This is a genomic window from Paraburkholderia kirstenboschensis (assembly GCF_032806925.1).
In the GTDB taxonomy this organism is placed as follows: Bacteria; Pseudomonadota; Gammaproteobacteria; order Burkholderiales; family Burkholderiaceae; genus Paraburkholderia; species Paraburkholderia kirstenboschensis.
The window spans coordinates 3,927,939-3,944,205 of sequence record NZ_CP136513.1 but is presented as its reverse complement, the minus strand read 5'-3'; the positions used below and the strand labels follow the sequence as shown (position 1 = coordinate 3,944,205).

Here is a 16,267-nt window from a genome sequence, read left to right as displayed (position 1 = left end):
CACAATCTCCAGCGTATTCTTTTCGACAGTCCAGTGCGGCGGCTACGGCCCCGTCGTGAGGGTAGGCGCGCCCCGGCGACGGCGCTGCTCGCCCGCCGCCTGTCCTCGCGAGCATGGAAGCCCGGTGAAGTAAAGGGGGTGTTCGGCTTGAATCGAGGTCAAGCTGAATTCAAGCGTTAAATCCAAGCGTCGATATCGCAAAATTATAACATGTGCCCCTCGCGCGAAACGACGCGAGACCGTGCCTGGCGGCCCGGGCGCGCCGTCCCACAGAGGGTGGCGAGGCTTAGGAGGTGGGTGCGATCTGCTTCGCCAGGCTCAGCAGCGCATCGACGTGAGCGGCCACGCTCGGGTCATAGCGTACCGCTGCGGCGTCGGCGAGTTCCGGCGGCGCGAGGCGCGCGCGTTCGCCCTGTGCGGCGGCCGCTCGCGCCAGCGTTGCCCGCAGGTCGGCGAGGTCGCCGGGCTTGAAGACGAACTTTGCGTGTGAGGCGATGGCATCGCAGCAACCAATGTTCGACGGGAAAATGACCGGCGTGCCGCACATCACCGATTCGATGCCGACGAGGCCGAAGGGCTCGTACGTCGATGCGAGGATAGTGAAATCCGCGGCTTGATAACACTCCGCGAGTTCCTTGACGTAGCCGATGTAGCGCAACCGCCCCGACGTGCGCGCAGGCGGGCGCCCTGCCACGGCCACCACGATCGGCAGCGGCGTGTCCTGCAACGCCGCTTCGATGAGCGGCAAGCCCTTGCGCTCGTGACTGCTGGATGGAAACAGCAGAACGATCTCGTCGTCGGCAAAGCCATATTTGCGCCGCAAGGCGGCGCGGGTGACGGCATCGGTCGGCTTGAAACGTGTTCCGTCGACGGGGGGATACAACACACGGATTTTTGCTTCGTCGACACCGTACAGTCCGCGCAACTCGTCGTGCATGAGTTGTGAATGCGCGACGACGACTTTGGAGCGGGCGTATTGACTCCGCTCGAGTTCGATTTGCCAACCGTCCGAGCGCTTCGGCGCGCGCCCCGTGGCCTGAAGAAAACCAAGATGCGTACCGCCGCAGATGGCAATGTCGGACGAATCGACGCGGTTGCAACCAATCAGTACGTCGACGTGCGCCGCGCGGCGCGCGAAGCGCAGCCGCCATGAAAACCAGCGGTCGCGCAGTTTTCCTGGCAGGAACGACACGTTGATGCGGTGGCGTTCGACCATGCCGCTTTCCGGCAGAGAAGTATCGAAACGGCGCGCAAAGAATGCAAGCTCGACGCCGTGTGCCGCGAAGCCTCGCACGAGGTCCATCGCATAGCGTTCTAGGCCGCCGCTGTGCTGCAATGCGTTGCTGGAAAGTCCAAGTTTCATCATTCAGACAGCGCGCGCGAGCGCCTCGTCAAACGTTATCGGATAAGGCGGGCGCGGCCCGGCAAGACGGACCGCCTGGTTGTAGACCCGAATGGTGGAAGACAGACAGCCGAGGGCCAAGGTCGTGCGCGCTACGCCGCGCTCTGCTGGAACTGGATGCGATGCAGATGCGCATACAGCCCGTTTTGCGCAAGCAACTCGCGGTGGCTGCCGCTTTCGGCGATTCGCCCCGCCTCCATCACCAGAATCCGGTTAGCGCGCTCGATGGTCGACAGACGGTGCGCGATGACGAGCGTCGTGCGCCCCTTCATCAGCGTTTCGAGCGCGGCCTGCACATGGCGCTCGGACTCCGAATCCAGCGCCGAGGTTGCTTCGTCGAGAATCAGGATGGGCGCGTCCTTGTAAATGGCACGCGCGATGGCGAGACGTTGCCGCTGTCCGCCGGACAGCATCATGCCGTTGTCGCCCACGAGCGTGTCTATGCCGTTGGGCATGGCCTCGACCGTGTCCCACAAGTTGGCCGCGCGCAGCGCCGCGTTGACCTTGTCGCGATCGGCGCTCTGGCCGTAAGCCACGTTGTTGGCCACCGTGTCGTTGAAGAGCACGACGTCCTGGCTCACCATCGCGATCTGGCTGCGCAGCGCGTGCAGGTCGTAGTCGCCAATCGCAACTCCGTCGACCAGAATCTCGCCGCCGGTCGGATCGAAAAAGCGCGGCAGCAAATTCACCAATGTAGTCTTGCCGCTGCCCGACGGGCCCGCGAGTGCCACCATTTCGCCGGGCGCAACCTTGAACGACACATGGTCGAGTGTGTGACGGTTATGCGTGGCGTTGGTGCTGTACATGAACGAGACGTTGCGGAACTCAACTTCGCCGCGCGCGCGTTCGAGCGGTTTGCCGCCGCCCGCGGGCTCTGCCGGCTCGTCGATCAGACCGAAGATCAGCTCGGCCGCCGTCATGCCGCGCTGTAGCGGCTGGTTCACGTCCATCAGGTGCTTGAGCGGCGAGATGATCAGCAGCATCGACGTGACGAATGCGACAAAGCCGCCAACCGTGGTCTGATCCGACGACGACTGCACCACCGCGATCGTAATCACGACGGCGAGTGCGATCGACGCCAGGAACTGCGTCAACGGTTGAGCAAGCCCTCCCGACACGGTCATGCGCATTGCATAGCCGCGCAGGCGCTTGCTCATGGACGCAAAGCGGTCCATTTCGTACTTTTCGCCGTTATGAACCTTGACGACCTTGTAGCCGCCTACCGTCTCCTCGACGATATAGGACAGCTCGTTGGTGAGCAGCTGATGCTCGCGGTTCAGACGCCGCAGCCGGCGGTTGATCTTGCCGACCAGCCAGCCGATACCCGGCAGCAGTACCGCCACGATCAGCGTCAGACGCCAGTTCAGATAGAACAGATAGCCGAGCAGGAAGATCACAGTGAGCGAGTCGCGCACCAGCGTCACCATGACGCCCAACAGCACGTTGAGAATCTGGTTGACCTCGAAGACGATCGCGTTGATCACCGTGCTCGCGGTTTCGCGCTGAAAAAACGCGACGCTCGTATGGATCATGCGGTCGAACATTCTCAGGCGCAGTTCGAGCAGGATCTTGTTGGATACGTACGCGAGCAGGTAGCCGGACGCATATTGCGACACACCGCGGATCAGCGCGAGGCCGATCACGGCGGCCGGCACGAACCATTTCGCGTTGTCGCTCGCATGCGCGCCAAAGCCTTTGTCGAGCAGCGGCTTGAGCAATGCGGGGATGGCCGCGTCGGTGCCCGCGCTCACCGCCATTGCGACGATCGCCCCGATGATCACCCACAAGAGCGGCTTGATGAACGGCCACAGGCGGCGGAAAACGACGGCGGGCGACGACGCCTCACCTGCACCGATGGGTTTGCTTAACGTTGGCTTCGCGCTCAAGGAATCCTCTGGGAATGCGGTACGAGATTCGCGCTGGCAACCGGCCGCCCGCCGCGCGAAGATCGAAAAGGAGCATTGTAAACGGTTGGAGTTGACGGCCGGCTGACGTTTTGGCGCGACGATCGCCGGTTAGCGAAGGATCGGACAGGCTGTGTATACTTCCGCGACCCGCTGCACTCCATCGCGCTCTTTTGCGCAATCTGTTCGGTCATTCCGCCTCCGGCCCATTCCGCGATCAGGCAATTCAGGTATGCAAGAAACCACCCTCGGCGTCGCCATCATCACCAAAAACGCGGCGGCGCGGCTGGCCGAATGCCTGCAGTCCGTGGCCTTTGCCGACCAGATCGTCGTGCTCGACGGCGGCAGCACCGACGGCACTGCTGAAATCGCGCGGGCACACGGCGCCCAGGTGATCGAACAATCCGACTGGCCAGGGTTCGGCCCGCAAAAGAACCGCGCGGTGGACGCGCTCACCACCACATGGATTTTCTCGCTCGACGCCGACGAAATCGTTTCGCCGGAACTCTCGGCCGCAATCCGCGCAGCACTCGCGGCACCGACCGCCGACGTTTATGCAGTAGACCGTCTGTCGAGTTTTTGCGGGCACTGGATCCACCACAGCGGCTGGTACCCGGACTGGATTCCACGTCTTTTCAAACGCGGCGCCGCGCGTTTTTCCGACGATCTGGTTCACGAGCGTCTGGTGTTCGATACACCGGCGCAACGCCTGACCGGCAAGTTGATGCACTACTCGTACGAAAACTTCGAGGGCGTATTACGCAAGCTCGACGCTTACTCGACCGCCGGCGCGCTGCAGCGTCACGCGACGGGTCAACGCGGCAGCTTCGGTAAGGCGCTTGGCCGCGGCGCCTGGGCGTTCGTGCGAACCTACCTGTTGCGCCGCGGTTTTCTGGACGGCCGCGCCGGTTTTATGATCGCCGTGTTCAACGCCGAAACGGTGTACTACCGGTTCCTCAAACTGGCGAGGCTCGAAGAAGAGCCGCGCTCACGGTAGCGTTCGCGGCGGCGCCCGCGGCGGCACCCGCGGCGGCGCCCGCATCAATAGACAATCTCGATCGCGCTGCCGGCAAACTGGCCGCGCAGGTCTGCGAGCAGTTCGTCGGTCGGCTTCACGCGCCAGGCGTCGCCCAGACGCATTTCGCCCTCTGCATTCTCGCTGCGGTACACCACCTGAACGGCGAGCCCGTTCGGGATCTGCACGGGCTGACGCTGCCGCCCATTGTCGCCGCCGTAGCCGCCACCAAATCCGCCGCCCCCGTTTCGCCCACCGCCATTGCCGCCCCGCGATGAAGCCGCCGGCGCCGGCACTGCCTGCGGCTCGTCTTTACCCGCGCTATGCGCCTCGAGAACACGCCGCAACGCCAACGCGTCCGCGTTGCCGTTCATCTGCACTTTCACGGCCTCGGCATAGCGGCAACGCGCGCGGCCCAGATCCATTACCGTTTCCACCGTGAAGCGGATGCCGCCCGTGAACGCGTCGTTGCGCGCCTGGCCCTGCACGACGAGCAACTCGTCTTCCTTGAACAGTTGCTTGTTCGCTTCGAACGTCTCGTTGAAGACCGTCACTTCGCATTGACCGGTGCCGTCGTCGAGAAGCGCGATCAACATCTTGCCGCGCTGGGTCATCTGCGTGCGCAGCGACGCGATGATGCCGGCGACGAGCTTGTCGCGCCCTTCTTTCAGCTCGCCGATCTTCTGGCGCACGAAGCGGCGCACTTCGTTCTTGTACGCGTCGAACAGATGGCCCGACAGGTAGAAGCCGAGCGCAGCCTTCTCTTCCTGCAACTTTTTCTTTTCGGGCCACTCCGGTTCGTCGACCAGTTCGTGGCCTTGCGACGGCGCGTCGCCCATATCGAAGAGGCCGGCTTGCAGCGCATTCGCGCTCGCCTGCTCGGCCGCTTCCATGGCAAGCGAAACTGACGCGATGAGTTGCGCGCGATTCTGATGCAAGGTGTCGAACGCGCCCGCACGAATCAGCGCTTCGACCGTGCGGCGATTGACGACGCGACGGTCGATCCGGTTGCAGAAATCGAAGATGTCGATAAACGGACCGTCTTCGCGCGCGCGCAGGATTTCTTCGATCGCATTCTGGCCGCTGCCCTTGATCGCGCCGAGGCCGTAGCGGATGGTCCTGGAGCGCTTGCCGTCTGCCTCCGCGACCGGCTCGAAACGATACGCCGACAGATTGATGTCCGGCGGCAGCACGGTCATCTTGTTGGCGAGACAGTCTTCGAACAGGATCTTGACCTTGTCCGTGTCGTCCATGGCGAGCGACATATTCGCCGCCATGAATTCCGCCGGGTGGTGCGCCTTCAGCCACGCGGTGTAATACGCGAGGAGCGCATACGCAGCCGCGTGCGACTTGTTGAAGCCGTAGCCCGCGAACTTCTCCATCAAGTCGAAGATTTCGTCGGCCTTCTCACCGGTCAGCCCGTTCTTCGCGGCGCCCTGGCGGAACAGCTCGCGATGCTGGGCCATTTCCTCGGCCTTCTTCTTACCCATCGCGCGACGCAGCAAGTCGGCGCCGCCGAGCGAGTAGCCGCCGATGATCTGCGCCATCTGCATCACCTGCTCCTGGTAGACCATGATGCCGTAGGTCTCTTTCAGAACAGGTTCGACGCGCGGGTCGGGATACTCGACCACTTCGCGGCCATGCTTACGCGCGCAGAAGCTCGGGATCAGGTCCATCGGGCCCGGACGGTACAACGCGACGAGCGCGATGATGTCCTCGAAGCGGTCGGGCTGCGCGTCTTTCAGCATGCCCTGCATGCCGCGGCTTTCCAGCTGGAACACGGCGACCGTATTCGCTTTCTTCAGGATCGAGAACGACGCCGGATCGTCGAGCGGCACTTGCCCGAGCGACCAGTCTTTTTTCGACGGATCGAGACGGCGGATATAACGCTCGGCCCAATCCAGGATGGTCAGCGTGGTGAGACCCAGAAAGTCGAACTTCACGAGGCCGACAGCTTCGACGTCGTCCTTGTCGTACTGGCTCACGACGCCGCTTTCGTCGCCCTGCGTGTAGAGCGGGCAGAAATCGGTCAGCTTGCCGGGCGCGATCAGCACGCCGCCCGCGTGCATGCCGACGTTACGCGTGAGGCCTTCCACGCGTTGCGCGAGTTCGAGCAGCTGATGCACTTCGTCTTCGTTGTCGAAGCGCTCCTGCAGGAGCGGCTCTTCCTTCATCGCGTCGGCAATCGTGACGTGCTTGCCCGGCTTGAACGGAATCAGCTTTGCGATGCCGTCTGTGAACATGTAGCCGAGATCGAGCACGCGGCCGATGTCGCGCACCGCCGCCTTCGCGGCCATCGTGCCGAACGTCGCGATCTGCGACACGGCGTCTGCGCCGTATTTCTCCTTCACGTACTGGATCACGCGGTCGCGGCCGTGCTGGCAGAAGTCGATGTCGAAGTCGGGCATCGACACGCGTTCCGGGTTCAGGAAACGCTCGAACAGCAGGTTGTAGCGCAGCGGATCCAGGTCGGTCACGCCGAGCGCATAGGCGACGAGCGAGCCCGCGCCCGAGCCGCGGCCGGGGCCGACGGGCACGCCATTGTTCTTCGCCCAGTTGATGAAGTCCGCGACGATCAGGAAGTAGCCCGGAAAGCCCATCTTGATGATCGTGCCGCACTCGAATTCGAGCCGCTGGTAATACGTGTCGCGCTGCGCGGCGCGCTCCGCTTCATCCGGGAACAACTGTTCGAGACGCTTTTCCAGCCCTTCTTTCGACAGATGCACGAGGTAGTCGTCGAGCGACATGCCGTCGGGCGTCGGAAAGAGCGGGAGCTTCGGCTTGCCCAGTTCGAGCGTGAGATTGCAGCGCTTGGCGATTTCGACCGTATTGGCAAGCGCCGACGGAATGTCCGCGAAGAGCGTGGCCATTTCATCTTGCGTGCGGAAATACTGCTCGGGCGTGAAGCGCTTCTGACGGCGCGGATTGGCGAGAATGTCGCCTTCCGAAATACACACGCGCGCTTCGTGCGCGGTAAAGTCGTCGGGCGTCATGAACTGCATGGGGTGCGTGGCGACCACCGGCAGTTTCAACGAAGCCGCGAGCGCGACCGCCTGCTGGACATACTGCTCGCCGCCCGGCTGACCGCAACGCTGCAACTCGATATAGAAGCCGCCCGGAAAGACCTTTGCCCAATGCAGTGCGTTGCGCTTTGCCGCTTCCTGATTGCCTGCGGCAAGCGCGAGTCCGACGTCGCCCTGCTGTGCCCCCGACAATGCGAGCAAGCCCTCGCCCAAGCCGGATTCGAGCCAGCCCGCCTCGACTTCCGCACGACCGCGATACTGGTTCGTGAGGGAAGCCTTGCTCAGCAACTCGCACAGGTTCAGGTAGCCGCGCCGGTCTTTCACCAGCAACAGCAGGCGCGAAGGCTTGTCGCGGTCGTCCGGATTGGTGATCCACACGTCGCAGCCGGCAATGGGTTTGACCCCTTTGCCGCGCGCTTCCTTATAGAAACGGACGAGGCCGAACGCGTTGCCGAGATCGGTGAGGGCGAGCGCACCCTGACCGTCTTGGGCAGCCGCCTTGACGACGTCGTCAAGACGCACGATGCCGTCGGCAATCGAGAATTCGGAGTGGACGCGGAGATGAACGAAGCGGGGATCTGACATGGGCGACATTGTAACTCCACCCTCCCGTAGATTTCAGCGCAAAACCCCGCGTTAGCCATCCGGCGTAGGACGCTGACTCGGGAGCGCGGTGCATTGGCGCTTTCAGGACTTTTGCGAGGTTTCTATGGCCTTGTACGGACGCGATGCACGCAAGTTCGCAGGCCGTTTGCGCTAACGCAACTGACTGGCTATTCGGCCGAGTCGGGGAAAGCGCCGGCTTGAGGGATAATACGGGTTTCGCCGCGTTCGACGTGGCTGCGGCACCGGGCTTCGGGCTTCCCAGCTTCCCCCGCACGCGACCACCCGACAGCAGCACACCGCGCCCGTCACGCACGACGCCGCCACTTATTACCGCTGGACATTCATGAGTATCGTCAATCTCGCCGCGTACCATTTCGCGACCATCGAAGACACCGCCGCATGGCGCCCGCACGTCACGGAGCGCTGCAACGCGCTCGAACTGCGCGGCACCATTCTGCTGGCGCCGGAAGGCATCAACCTGTTCGTCGCGGGCACGCGCGAGAACACCGACGCGTTCATCCGCTACATCCGTCACGATCCGCTCTTCGAGGGCAAGTTCGCGAGCCTGCAATTCAAGGAAAGCCTGTCGGAGAAGCAGCCGTTCACGCGCATGCTGGTCAAGCTCAAGCGCGAAATCATCACGATGAAAAAGCCGGCCATTCGTCCGGAGTTGGGACGCGCGCCGTTCGTCGACGCGCCCACGCTGAAAGCCTGGCTCGACCGCGGCCACGACGACCGAGGCCGCCCGGTCGTGATGCTCGACACGCGCAACGCATTCGAAGTGGACGTCGGCACGTTCGATAACGCCCTCGACTATCGCATTACGAAATTCAGCGAGTTTCCGGAAGTCATCGAGCAGAACCGCGCCGACCTGGAAGGCAAGACCGTCGTGTCGTTCTGCACGGGCGGGATTCGCTGCGAGAAGGCCGCGATCCACATGAAGGAAGTGGGTATCGAACACGTGTATCAGCTCGAAGGCGGCATCCTCAAGTATTTCGAGGAAGTGGGCGGCGCGCATTATCACGGCGACTGCTTCGTGTTCGACTACCGCACTGCGCTAAATCCGCAACTCGAGCCCACCGCAACCGCGCAATGCTTCGGCTGCCGCGCGGTCGTCACGCCTGAAGAGCAAAAGTCGCCGATGTACGTGCCGGGCAAGACGTGTCCAGCATGCCATCCGGACAGCAGGGCGGCTCGCGCTGCCTAAGCGGCGGTGCTCCCCGATTTATGAGCTATCGCGGACGCTTCGCGCCCTCGCCTACCGGCCCGCTGCATTTCGGCTCGCTGGTGAGCGCGCTCGCAAGCTGGCTCGACGCCCGGGCGCATCACGGCGCATGGCTCGTTCGCATTGAAGATATGGACGCACCGCGCACCGTGCCGGGCGCCGCGCAAGACATCCTCGCCACGCTCGAACGCTTCGGCATGCGCGCCGACGAGCAGCCCGTCTGGCAAAGCACGCGTATCGCGCATTATCAGCAGGCCTTCGAACAGTTGAAGGCGGCGGGCCTCGTCTACCCGTGCGGCTGCACGCGCAAGGAAATCGCCGACTCGCTGCTGCACGCACATACGCGTAACACGACGCTCGCCTATCCGGGCACCTGTCGCAACGGACTGCACGGCAAGCCGGCGCGCGCGTGGCGCCTGCGCGTGCCGGACGACGACGCGGCCGTGATCGCCTTCGAAGATCGCTGGCAGGGCAAGCAGACGCAGAATCTCGCCACCGAGGTCGGCGATTTCGTGCTGAGACGAGCGGACGACCAGTGGGCGTACCAACTGGCGGTAGTAGTCGACGACGCCGACGCGGGCATCACGCACATTGTGCGGGGCGAAGATCTGATGGATTCGACGGCAAGGCAGATTTACTTACAGCGATGCCTCGGCTTGCCAACGCCACGGTACTTGCATGTGCCTGTGGTGACAAACCAGTACGGTGAAAAGCTCAGCAAACAGAATGGAGCGAGCGCGCTCGACTGCGATAAGCCGCTCGAAGCGCTGAGCGCTGCCGCGCGGCATCTGGGATTGGATCTGGATGGTGACGCAAGCGCCAAAGCCTACACGACGCTGGACGATTTCTACAACGCGGCGACCGCGGCCTGGTCGGAGCGCATGCGCTTGGCAATATGACCTGGCGCTGCATGCAAGGCCCGAGGCCGGCATTCGCATGAGCGCTGCAAAGTAATCTTCTCCGGTTCAATCACGCGTCGGGCGCCGCAACAGCGCCAACCTACAAACCGGCCGCGACTTCACGACGACTTGCGCGGCATGCCAAAGCCGCCTAGCAACGCGGCAAGCGGCTGCTTCGAAGACGACTTCTGCGGCGCTGACCCGGCAGCCTCGGCCTCTTCGCCCTTGCGAACCGAAGCAGGCGAAGGCTCATAAGGCTTCAGGAAGAAGTCGTCCACAGGCTGCGCGCGATGATGATGCGGCCGGTCGAACGAACCCGACGGCGCGCCCGCGCGGCGGCGACCGCCCCGCTCGTCACGGCCCTCGCTGCGCTCACGCCGCGGTGCGCGTTCTTCGTGATGATGGCGCACGGGTGCATCCACGGTCAGACGCAGAACTTCCAGCGGACGCTTGATCAGCTTCTCGATATCGGCGAGTTGCTTGCGCTCGTTCGGGCTGCACAGCGACAAAGCGTCGCCGGAAGCACCCGCGCGGCCCGTGCGGCCGATGCGGTGCACATAGTCTTCCGCGTTGAACGGCAAATCGAAGTTGATCACCGCCGGCAGTTCGGCGATATCCAGACCGCGGGCTGCGACGTCGGTGGCAACCAGCGCCTCGATCTCGCCTCGCTTGAACGCATCGAGCGCCTGCATCCGCTCGTTTTGCGAGCGATCGCCGTGAATCGCCGTCGCCACCACGCCGTCACGTTCCAGACTGCGCGCGAGACGGCTCGCGCCGATCTTGCTGTTGCAGAACACGATTACCTGTTTCAGGCCACGCTCGCGGATCAGCTGAACCACCGCGCCGGTCTTGTCGCCCTCAGCCACTTCATAGACGATCTGCGTGACGTTGGTCGCGGTCGAGTTGCTGCGCGCCACTTCGATAGTCTGCGGATTGCGCAGGTACGTGGCAGCCAGCTTCTTGATTTCGCCCGAGAACGTGGCCGAAAACAACAGCGTCTGACGCTCTTTCGGCAGCAAATTCAGAATGCGCTGCAAGTCCGGCAGGAAGCCCATGTCGAGCATCCGGTCCGCTTCGTCGAGCACGAGGATTTGCACCTGGCTCAGGTTGGCGGTTTTCTGTTGAACGTGATCGAGCAGGCGGCCCGGCGTGGCGATCAGAATTTCGACGCCGCGGCGCAACTGCTCGGACTGCGGGTTCATGTCCACGCCGCCGAATACCACCGCGCTGCGCAGCGCCGTGTGCTTGGCATACGACTGAACGTTAGCGGCGACCTGATCGGCCAGCTCGCGGGTCGGCGTGAGAATCAGCGCGCGCACCGGATGGCGGGCGGGCGAAGCGCTCGTGCTGGCCTGCGGCAACAGGCGCTGGATGATCGGCAACGAGAAGCTTGCGGTCTTGCCGGTGCCGGTTTGCGCGGCGCCCATGACGTCGCGGCCTGCCAGCACGACAGGAATCGCCTGCTCCTGAATCGGCGTGGGCGTGGTGTAGCCCGATTCCTTGACCGCTTTCAGGATGTCGGGTGCGAGACCGAATTGATCAAAGGTCGCAGTGCTGGGGGTGACGGCTGTGTCGGACATGGTGGCTTTCGCTAAAAATGCGCTTGGCGCGTGCGCGCGGCAGCGGTCGGAACCGCAGAAGGCATCAGGATGAAGGCGGAGCCACGGCGTTCCGCACAGGACCCGTCGTTGCGGGAAAGGATGCGGCCGGCTCCGGCCGGCGGAAACACCCGCCGGAAAGGCCGGTATTGTAGCACTTCAGCAAAAACACTCATGGCGCAGGCGCTGGCTTTCTGCTTACGCGGCAAAAGCCCGGCGCAGCGTCTCGGCGCGTCGGCGCGCAACCTGCGCGCGCCGACGTGATGCCTCGCTCGGCGAGCGTAGTGCGTTGAAACGACAGTTGCATGACAGAGCGGAAAAGCGGTTTTGCGAGGCCGCGCCGCTGTAATGGCCGCACGTCCGCACATCCACGCGAACGCAGCGTCGAGCAGCCCCTTGCCGGCCGCCGCTAACGCGGTTCATTTCGCCGCCTCGGGAAATCGCGTGCATTGCCGCTACGCGCCGCCGGGGAAACTTCGCAAACCTGCATTGCCGCTACGCGCCGCCGGGGAAACTTCGCAAACCGCAACTCACGCCGTCTAGCCAAATCTCGCGCCTCACCAGGTCTCGCGCATCACCATCAGACGCAGTTCGGTCATGTCTTCGATCGCATAGCGCACGCCCTCGCGCCCGAGCCCCGAGTCCTTCACGCCGCCGTACGGCATGTTGTCGACGCGAAACGACGGCACGTCGTTGATCACCACGCCGCCCACTTCGAGTTCGTCCCACGCGCGATGCGCATGCGCGAGCGAATCGGTAAACACGCCCGCCTGCAGGCCGAAGTCGCTGTCGTTGACGGTCGCGAGCGCGGCGCCGAAATCGTCGAAACGCTCGAGAATGGCGACCGGCCCGAATGCTTCCTTGCGATATAAGTCGGTGTCGCGCTTAACGCCTTCGAGCAGCGTGGCCTCGAACATCGCGCCGTCCACCTTGCCGCCCGCGACGATCTTCGCGCCCGCCTGCACTGCGCTCTCCATCCAACCAGCGAGCCGCTTCGATTCCGATTCGGAAATCATCGGCCCGACGAAGGTCTTTTCGTCCTTCGGGTCGCCCATCACGAGCGATCTGGTTTTGGCGATCAGCTTCTCGCGCAACGCATCGTAGATGCTTGCGTGCACCAGGATCCGCTGCACGCCGATACAGCTTTGCCCTGACTGATAGAACGCGCCGAACGCGAGCCGGTCGACGACATAGTCGAGCTTGCCGCCCTGATCGCCGTCGACGATCGCTGCCGCGTTGCCGCCCAGCTCCAGAATCACTTTCTTCTTGCCCGCTTTTTTCTTCAGTTCCCAGCCCACCGCCGGCGAGCCCGTGAACGACAGCAGCTTGAAGCGTTCGTCAGTCGTAAAGAGATCGGCGCCGTCGCGATGCGCGGGAAGAATCGAAAAGGCGCCCTTCGGCAAGTCGGTTTCCGCGAGAATTTCGCCCATGATCAGCGCACCGACCGGCGTGCGGCTCGCCGGCTTCAGCACGAACGGCACGCCTGCGGCGATCGCGGGAGCAACCTTGTGCGCAGTCAGGTTCAGCGGAAAATTGAACGGCGAGATAAACGAACACGGACCGATCGGCACACGCTTCACATAGCCGTGGTAACCGTTGGCGCGCGGCGAAATTTGCAGGTTGACGATCTCGCCGTCGATCCGCACGGCTTCCTCGGCCGCTACCTTGAACGTGTCGATCAGGCGCGTGACCTCGCCCTTCGAGTCGTTGATCGGCTTGCCTGCCTCGATGCACAGCGCGAGCGCCAGTTCATCGTAACGTTCACGAAAGCGCTTCACGCAATGCTCGAGCACTGCCTGGCGCTTGAACGGAGCAAAGGCACGCATTGCGGGCATCGCGTCGACGGCGAAGCCGATTGCCTTGTCGATCGCGGCCGCGTCGGCCATTGCGACACGCGTTGCAACTTCGCCGCTGAATTTGTCGGTGACTTCGAGATCAGTGTTCGCCGCCACTGCTTCGTTCGCGAGGTAGTACGGGTAAGTCTTGTTCAGCATGACGCATTCTCCTTCCGATAGGTCACAGCGACAGCGCGGCGCCAAAGCAGCCCGCGCCGCTCACAGTTGCGCGGAAAGCCGCTTGATCTCGCGGTTCAGCACGCGCTCGTTATCCGAATAGTCGATGGGCACGTCGATCACATGCACGCCCGGCGTGGCAAAACATTCGCGCAGCAGCGGCGCGAAATCCGCCGCCGCTTCGATCCGATGTCCCTTCGCGCCATAGCTCTGCGCGTACGCGACGAAGTCCGGATTCGCGAGCGTCATGCCGTAGTCGGGGAAGTTCATGTTCTCCTGCTTCCAGCGGATCATGCCGAACGCGTCGTCGCGCACAATCAGGATCACGAGATCGAGCTTCAGCCGCACAGCCGTTTCCAGTTCCTGCGAATTCATCATGAAACCGCCGTCGCCGCACACGGCCATGACCTTGCGGTCCGGGTGCACGATCTTGGTGGCTATCGCGGACGGCAAGCCGGCGCCCATCGAAGCAAGCGCATTGTCGAGCAGCAGCGAATTCGGTTCGTGCGCACGGTAGTAGCGCGCAAACCAGATCTTGTACATGCCGTTGTCCAAACACACGATGCCGTCCACCGGCGTGGTCTCGTACACGTCGTTGACGAGCCGCACCGGGTACATCGGAAAGCGGTCGTCGTGCTGGCCTTTCACCAGATGCGCCTCGAAGTGCTCCTTGATCTCCTTGAAGCGCGTGAAGTCCCAATGTTCCTGGCGCTCCTTCAGGCTCTCCTTCAACTGCCAAACCGCATTGGCGATGTCGCCGACCACCTCGATCTGCGGGAAATACACGGTATCGACTTCCGCGCCGAGGAAGTTGACGTGAATCACCGTTTTCTCTCCGGCCTCGCCGCTGCGCATGAAGAACGGCGGCTTCTCGATCACGTCGTGCCCTACGTTGATGATGCAGTCGGCGTGATCGATCGCGCGGTGCACGAAGTCGCCGTCGGACAAGGTGGCGTTGCCGAGCCACATCGGATGCGATTCGTCGATCACGCCCTTGCCCATCTGCGTGGTGAAGAACGGAATGCCGATCTGGTCGACGAACTCGCGCAGCATCTTGGTCGTGGTCTTGCGGTTGCCTCCCGCGCCGATCATCAGCAACGGATGCTTCGCTTTCGTGATTGCCTCAACGGCTCGCGCGACCGCTTTTTCCTCGGCGACGGGACGCCGGCTGTAGCTCTTGGGAATCGGCTTGCCGTCGCCCTCTTCGTGCGCGACGTCTTCGGGCAACTCGAGATGCGTGGCGCCGGGGCGCTCTTCCTCGGCCTGCCTGACGGCCTCGCGCACCGCGGCCGGAATATTGGCGATGGACACGATCTGGCGCGTGTACTTGGTGAGCGGCTCCATCATCCGCACGACATCGACAATCTGGAAATGGCCCTGCTTACTCGACTTGATCGGCTTCTGGCCGGTGACCATCAGCATTGGCATACCGCCCAGCTGCGCGTAGGCCGCCGCCGTCACGAAGTTGGTCGCTCCCGGGCCAAGCGTCGCGAGACACACACCGGTGCGGCCCGTGAGACGTCCGTAGGTCGCGGCCATGAAGCCCGCTGCCTGTTCATGACGCGTGAGGATCAAGCGGATTCTGGAGCGGCGCAGCGATTCGAGCAGATCAAGATTTTCTTCACCGGGGATGCCGAACACATACTCGACACCTTCGGCTTCCAGCGATTTGACGAACAGGTCCGATGCTTTCATGGAAGGGCTCGCTTGATGGTACGGACGCGGGCGCAAAGCCTGGCCGTGGGTGAGCGGAAACGGACGATCGGAGACTCAGGGCGACCGCAGGGACGGCAGCGGCGGCAACCGTCACGACGACACGCGCAATGCCACGCCGGACAGCTTACTACTCGGGAGGAAATGATGCGCGCACGGGGACACGGCAGCGCGAGAGAACCAACGGGCGGCGGCCTCGGCCGTCCGCGTGATGCTATGAGCCGGGATTTCGGCAAGGCTTCGGCCGACGTTCAGCGATTGAGGGTGATGCAGTCGGACAGAACCGGCGGCGCGTCCTCGCCGGCCATGGAGTCGTAGAGATCGGCGCGCGGACCCTTGGTCCACCATGTATAACTGCCGGCCTGATATTTCACGCCGGACGCCGCGATCGTATTGACGAACAGCAGTTGCTTGCCTTTAACGGGCACGAGCGCGAAGCTCTGGCCGTTGGCTGTATTCCAGTAGGTGACGTGCAGGATCCTGCCGGTCGCGCAGGTGTACTTACGCGTTTGACGATTTTTCGCCTGAACGTCTTCGAGATGCAAGGGCGCGGCAAACGCATAACCACACATTGCCGCGAGGCTCACTGCAACCAGCCTTTTCTTCATTGGATGCCCCGGTCGATGCTGATCAAGGGTCGATGACTTCGGCGCAGGCGTCGGTCGGCGCGGCGGCCACGTGCCCGACCACCGGCACGATCTTCAGACCGGCCGACGCAATGCGGCACGGTGCGGCGGCAAGCCCGCAGCCCGTCAATGCTGCGCAGAGCGCGAACGACACGCCGAGAGCGCCGAGACGGGCGGCCATGCCGCGCCGCGTTGCACCGCGCGACACTTTGCGGCGGGATTCCTGCGACATGCCTACCTCGGC

The 16,267-nt window shown here is 63.3% G+C and carries 11 protein-coding genes; 3 read left to right on the top strand and 8 right to left on the bottom strand.

Annotated elements, in window-relative coordinates:
* Positions 1 to 286: 286 nt before the first annotated feature.
* Positions 287 to 1,363 carry a glycosyltransferase family 4 protein gene (locus RW095_RS40335; RefSeq protein ID WP_317022848.1) on the bottom strand — a complete coding sequence of 359 codons (1,077 nt, stop codon included), beginning with the start codon at positions 1,361 to 1,363 and terminating at the stop codon, positions 287 to 289.
* Between the two features lie 131 nt (positions 1,364 to 1,494).
* Positions 1,495 to 3,288: a lipid A export permease/ATP-binding protein MsbA gene (gene msbA / locus RW095_RS40330; protein WP_317021132.1), complete on the bottom strand. Its 1,794-nt coding sequence runs from the start codon at positions 3,286 to 3,288 to the stop codon at positions 1,495 to 1,497.
* 250 nt (positions 3,289 to 3,538) lie between these two features.
* On the opposite strand from msbA, the gene RW095_RS40325 reads away from it, so the two are divergent.
* On the top strand, positions 3,539 to 4,303 hold the full coding sequence (locus RW095_RS40325; RefSeq protein WP_317021131.1) for a glycosyltransferase family 2 protein: 765 nt from the start codon (positions 3,539 to 3,541) through the stop codon (positions 4,301 to 4,303).
* A gap of 44 nt (positions 4,304 to 4,347) precedes the next feature.
* Here RW095_RS40325 and dnaE read toward each other — a convergent pair whose 3' ends face one another.
* Positions 4,348 to 7,938 (bottom strand): DNA polymerase III subunit alpha, encoded by a 3,591-nt coding sequence (gene dnaE / locus RW095_RS40320; protein ID WP_317021130.1) that lies wholly within the window; start codon positions 7,936 to 7,938, stop codon positions 4,348 to 4,350.
* A 355-nt stretch (positions 7,939 to 8,293) separates the two neighbouring features.
* On the opposite strand from dnaE, the gene RW095_RS40315 reads away from it, so the two are divergent.
* Positions 8,294 to 9,157, top strand: a complete 864-nt coding sequence (locus RW095_RS40315) for a sulfurtransferase (RefSeq protein ID WP_317021129.1) — start codon at positions 8,294 to 8,296, stop codon at positions 9,155 to 9,157.
* 20 nt (positions 9,158 to 9,177) lie between these two features.
* Positions 9,178 to 10,074, top strand: coding sequence for a tRNA glutamyl-Q(34) synthetase GluQRS (gene gluQRS, locus RW095_RS40310; RefSeq protein ID WP_317021128.1), 897 nt, complete (start codon positions 9,178 to 9,180; stop codon positions 10,072 to 10,074).
* Between the two features lie 119 nt (positions 10,075 to 10,193).
* On the opposite strand, the gene RW095_RS40305 is transcribed toward gluQRS, so the two are convergent.
* From RW095_RS40305 to RW095_RS40285, 5 genes are all read right to left on the bottom strand, one after another.
* Positions 10,194 to 11,654, bottom strand: a complete 1,461-nt coding sequence (locus RW095_RS40305) for a DEAD/DEAH box helicase (protein ID WP_317021127.1) — start codon at positions 11,652 to 11,654, stop codon at positions 10,194 to 10,196.
* Positions 11,655 to 12,229: 575 nt separating this feature from the next.
* Complete coding sequence (locus RW095_RS40300) at positions 12,230 to 13,666, bottom strand: aldehyde dehydrogenase family protein (RefSeq protein WP_317021126.1); 1,437 nt, start codon at positions 13,664 to 13,666, stop codon at positions 12,230 to 12,232.
* A 60-nt stretch (positions 13,667 to 13,726) separates the two neighbouring features.
* Positions 13,727 to 15,379: an acetolactate synthase large subunit gene (locus RW095_RS40295; protein WP_128589736.1), complete on the bottom strand. Its 1,653-nt coding sequence runs from the start codon at positions 15,377 to 15,379 to the stop codon at positions 13,727 to 13,729.
* A 269-nt stretch (positions 15,380 to 15,648) separates the two neighbouring features.
* A complete protein-coding gene (locus RW095_RS40290; RefSeq protein WP_317021125.1) occupies positions 15,649 to 16,005 on the bottom strand; it encodes an MliC family protein in 357 nt (118 codons plus the stop codon).
* A gap of 22 nt (positions 16,006 to 16,027) precedes the next feature.
* Positions 16,028 to 16,255, bottom strand: a complete 228-nt coding sequence (locus RW095_RS40285) for a DUF6726 family protein (protein ID WP_394365234.1) — start codon at positions 16,253 to 16,255, stop codon at positions 16,028 to 16,030.
* Positions 16,256 to 16,267: the final 12 nt, after the last annotated feature.

Excerpts from the sequence above, each read along its gene's own strand:
- RW095_RS40335 (WP_317022848.1), bottom strand. The coding sequence starts at position 1,363 with ATGAAACTTGGACTTTCCAGCAACGCATTGCAGCACAGCGGCGGCCTA.
- RW095_RS40325 (WP_317021131.1), top strand. The coding sequence starts at position 3,539 with ATGCAAGAAACCACCCTCGGCGTCGCCATCATCACCAAAAACGCGGCG.
- dnaE (WP_317021130.1), bottom strand. The coding sequence starts at position 7,938 with ATGTCGCCCATGTCAGATCCCCGCTTCGTTCATCTCCGCGTCCACTCC.
- RW095_RS40315 (WP_317021129.1), top strand. The coding sequence starts at position 8,294 with ATGAGTATCGTCAATCTCGCCGCGTACCATTTCGCGACCATCGAAGAC.
- gluQRS (WP_317021128.1), top strand. The coding sequence starts at position 9,178 with ATGAGCTATCGCGGACGCTTCGCGCCCTCGCCTACCGGCCCGCTGCAT.
- RW095_RS40305 (WP_317021127.1), bottom strand. The coding sequence starts at position 11,654 with ATGTCCGACACAGCCGTCACCCCCAGCACTGCGACCTTTGATCAATTC.
- RW095_RS40300 (WP_317021126.1), bottom strand. The coding sequence starts at position 13,666 with ATGCTGAACAAGACTTACCCGTACTACCTCGCGAACGAAGCAGTGGCG.
- RW095_RS40295 (WP_128589736.1), bottom strand. The coding sequence starts at position 15,379 with ATGAAAGCATCGGACCTGTTCGTCAAATCGCTGGAAGCCGAAGGTGTC.
- RW095_RS40290 (WP_317021125.1), bottom strand. The coding sequence starts at position 16,005 with ATGAAGAAAAGGCTGGTTGCAGTGAGCCTCGCGGCAATGTGTGGTTAT.
- RW095_RS40285 (WP_394365234.1), bottom strand. The coding sequence starts at position 16,255 with ATGTCGCAGGAATCCCGCCGCAAAGTGTCGCGCGGTGCAACGCGGCGC.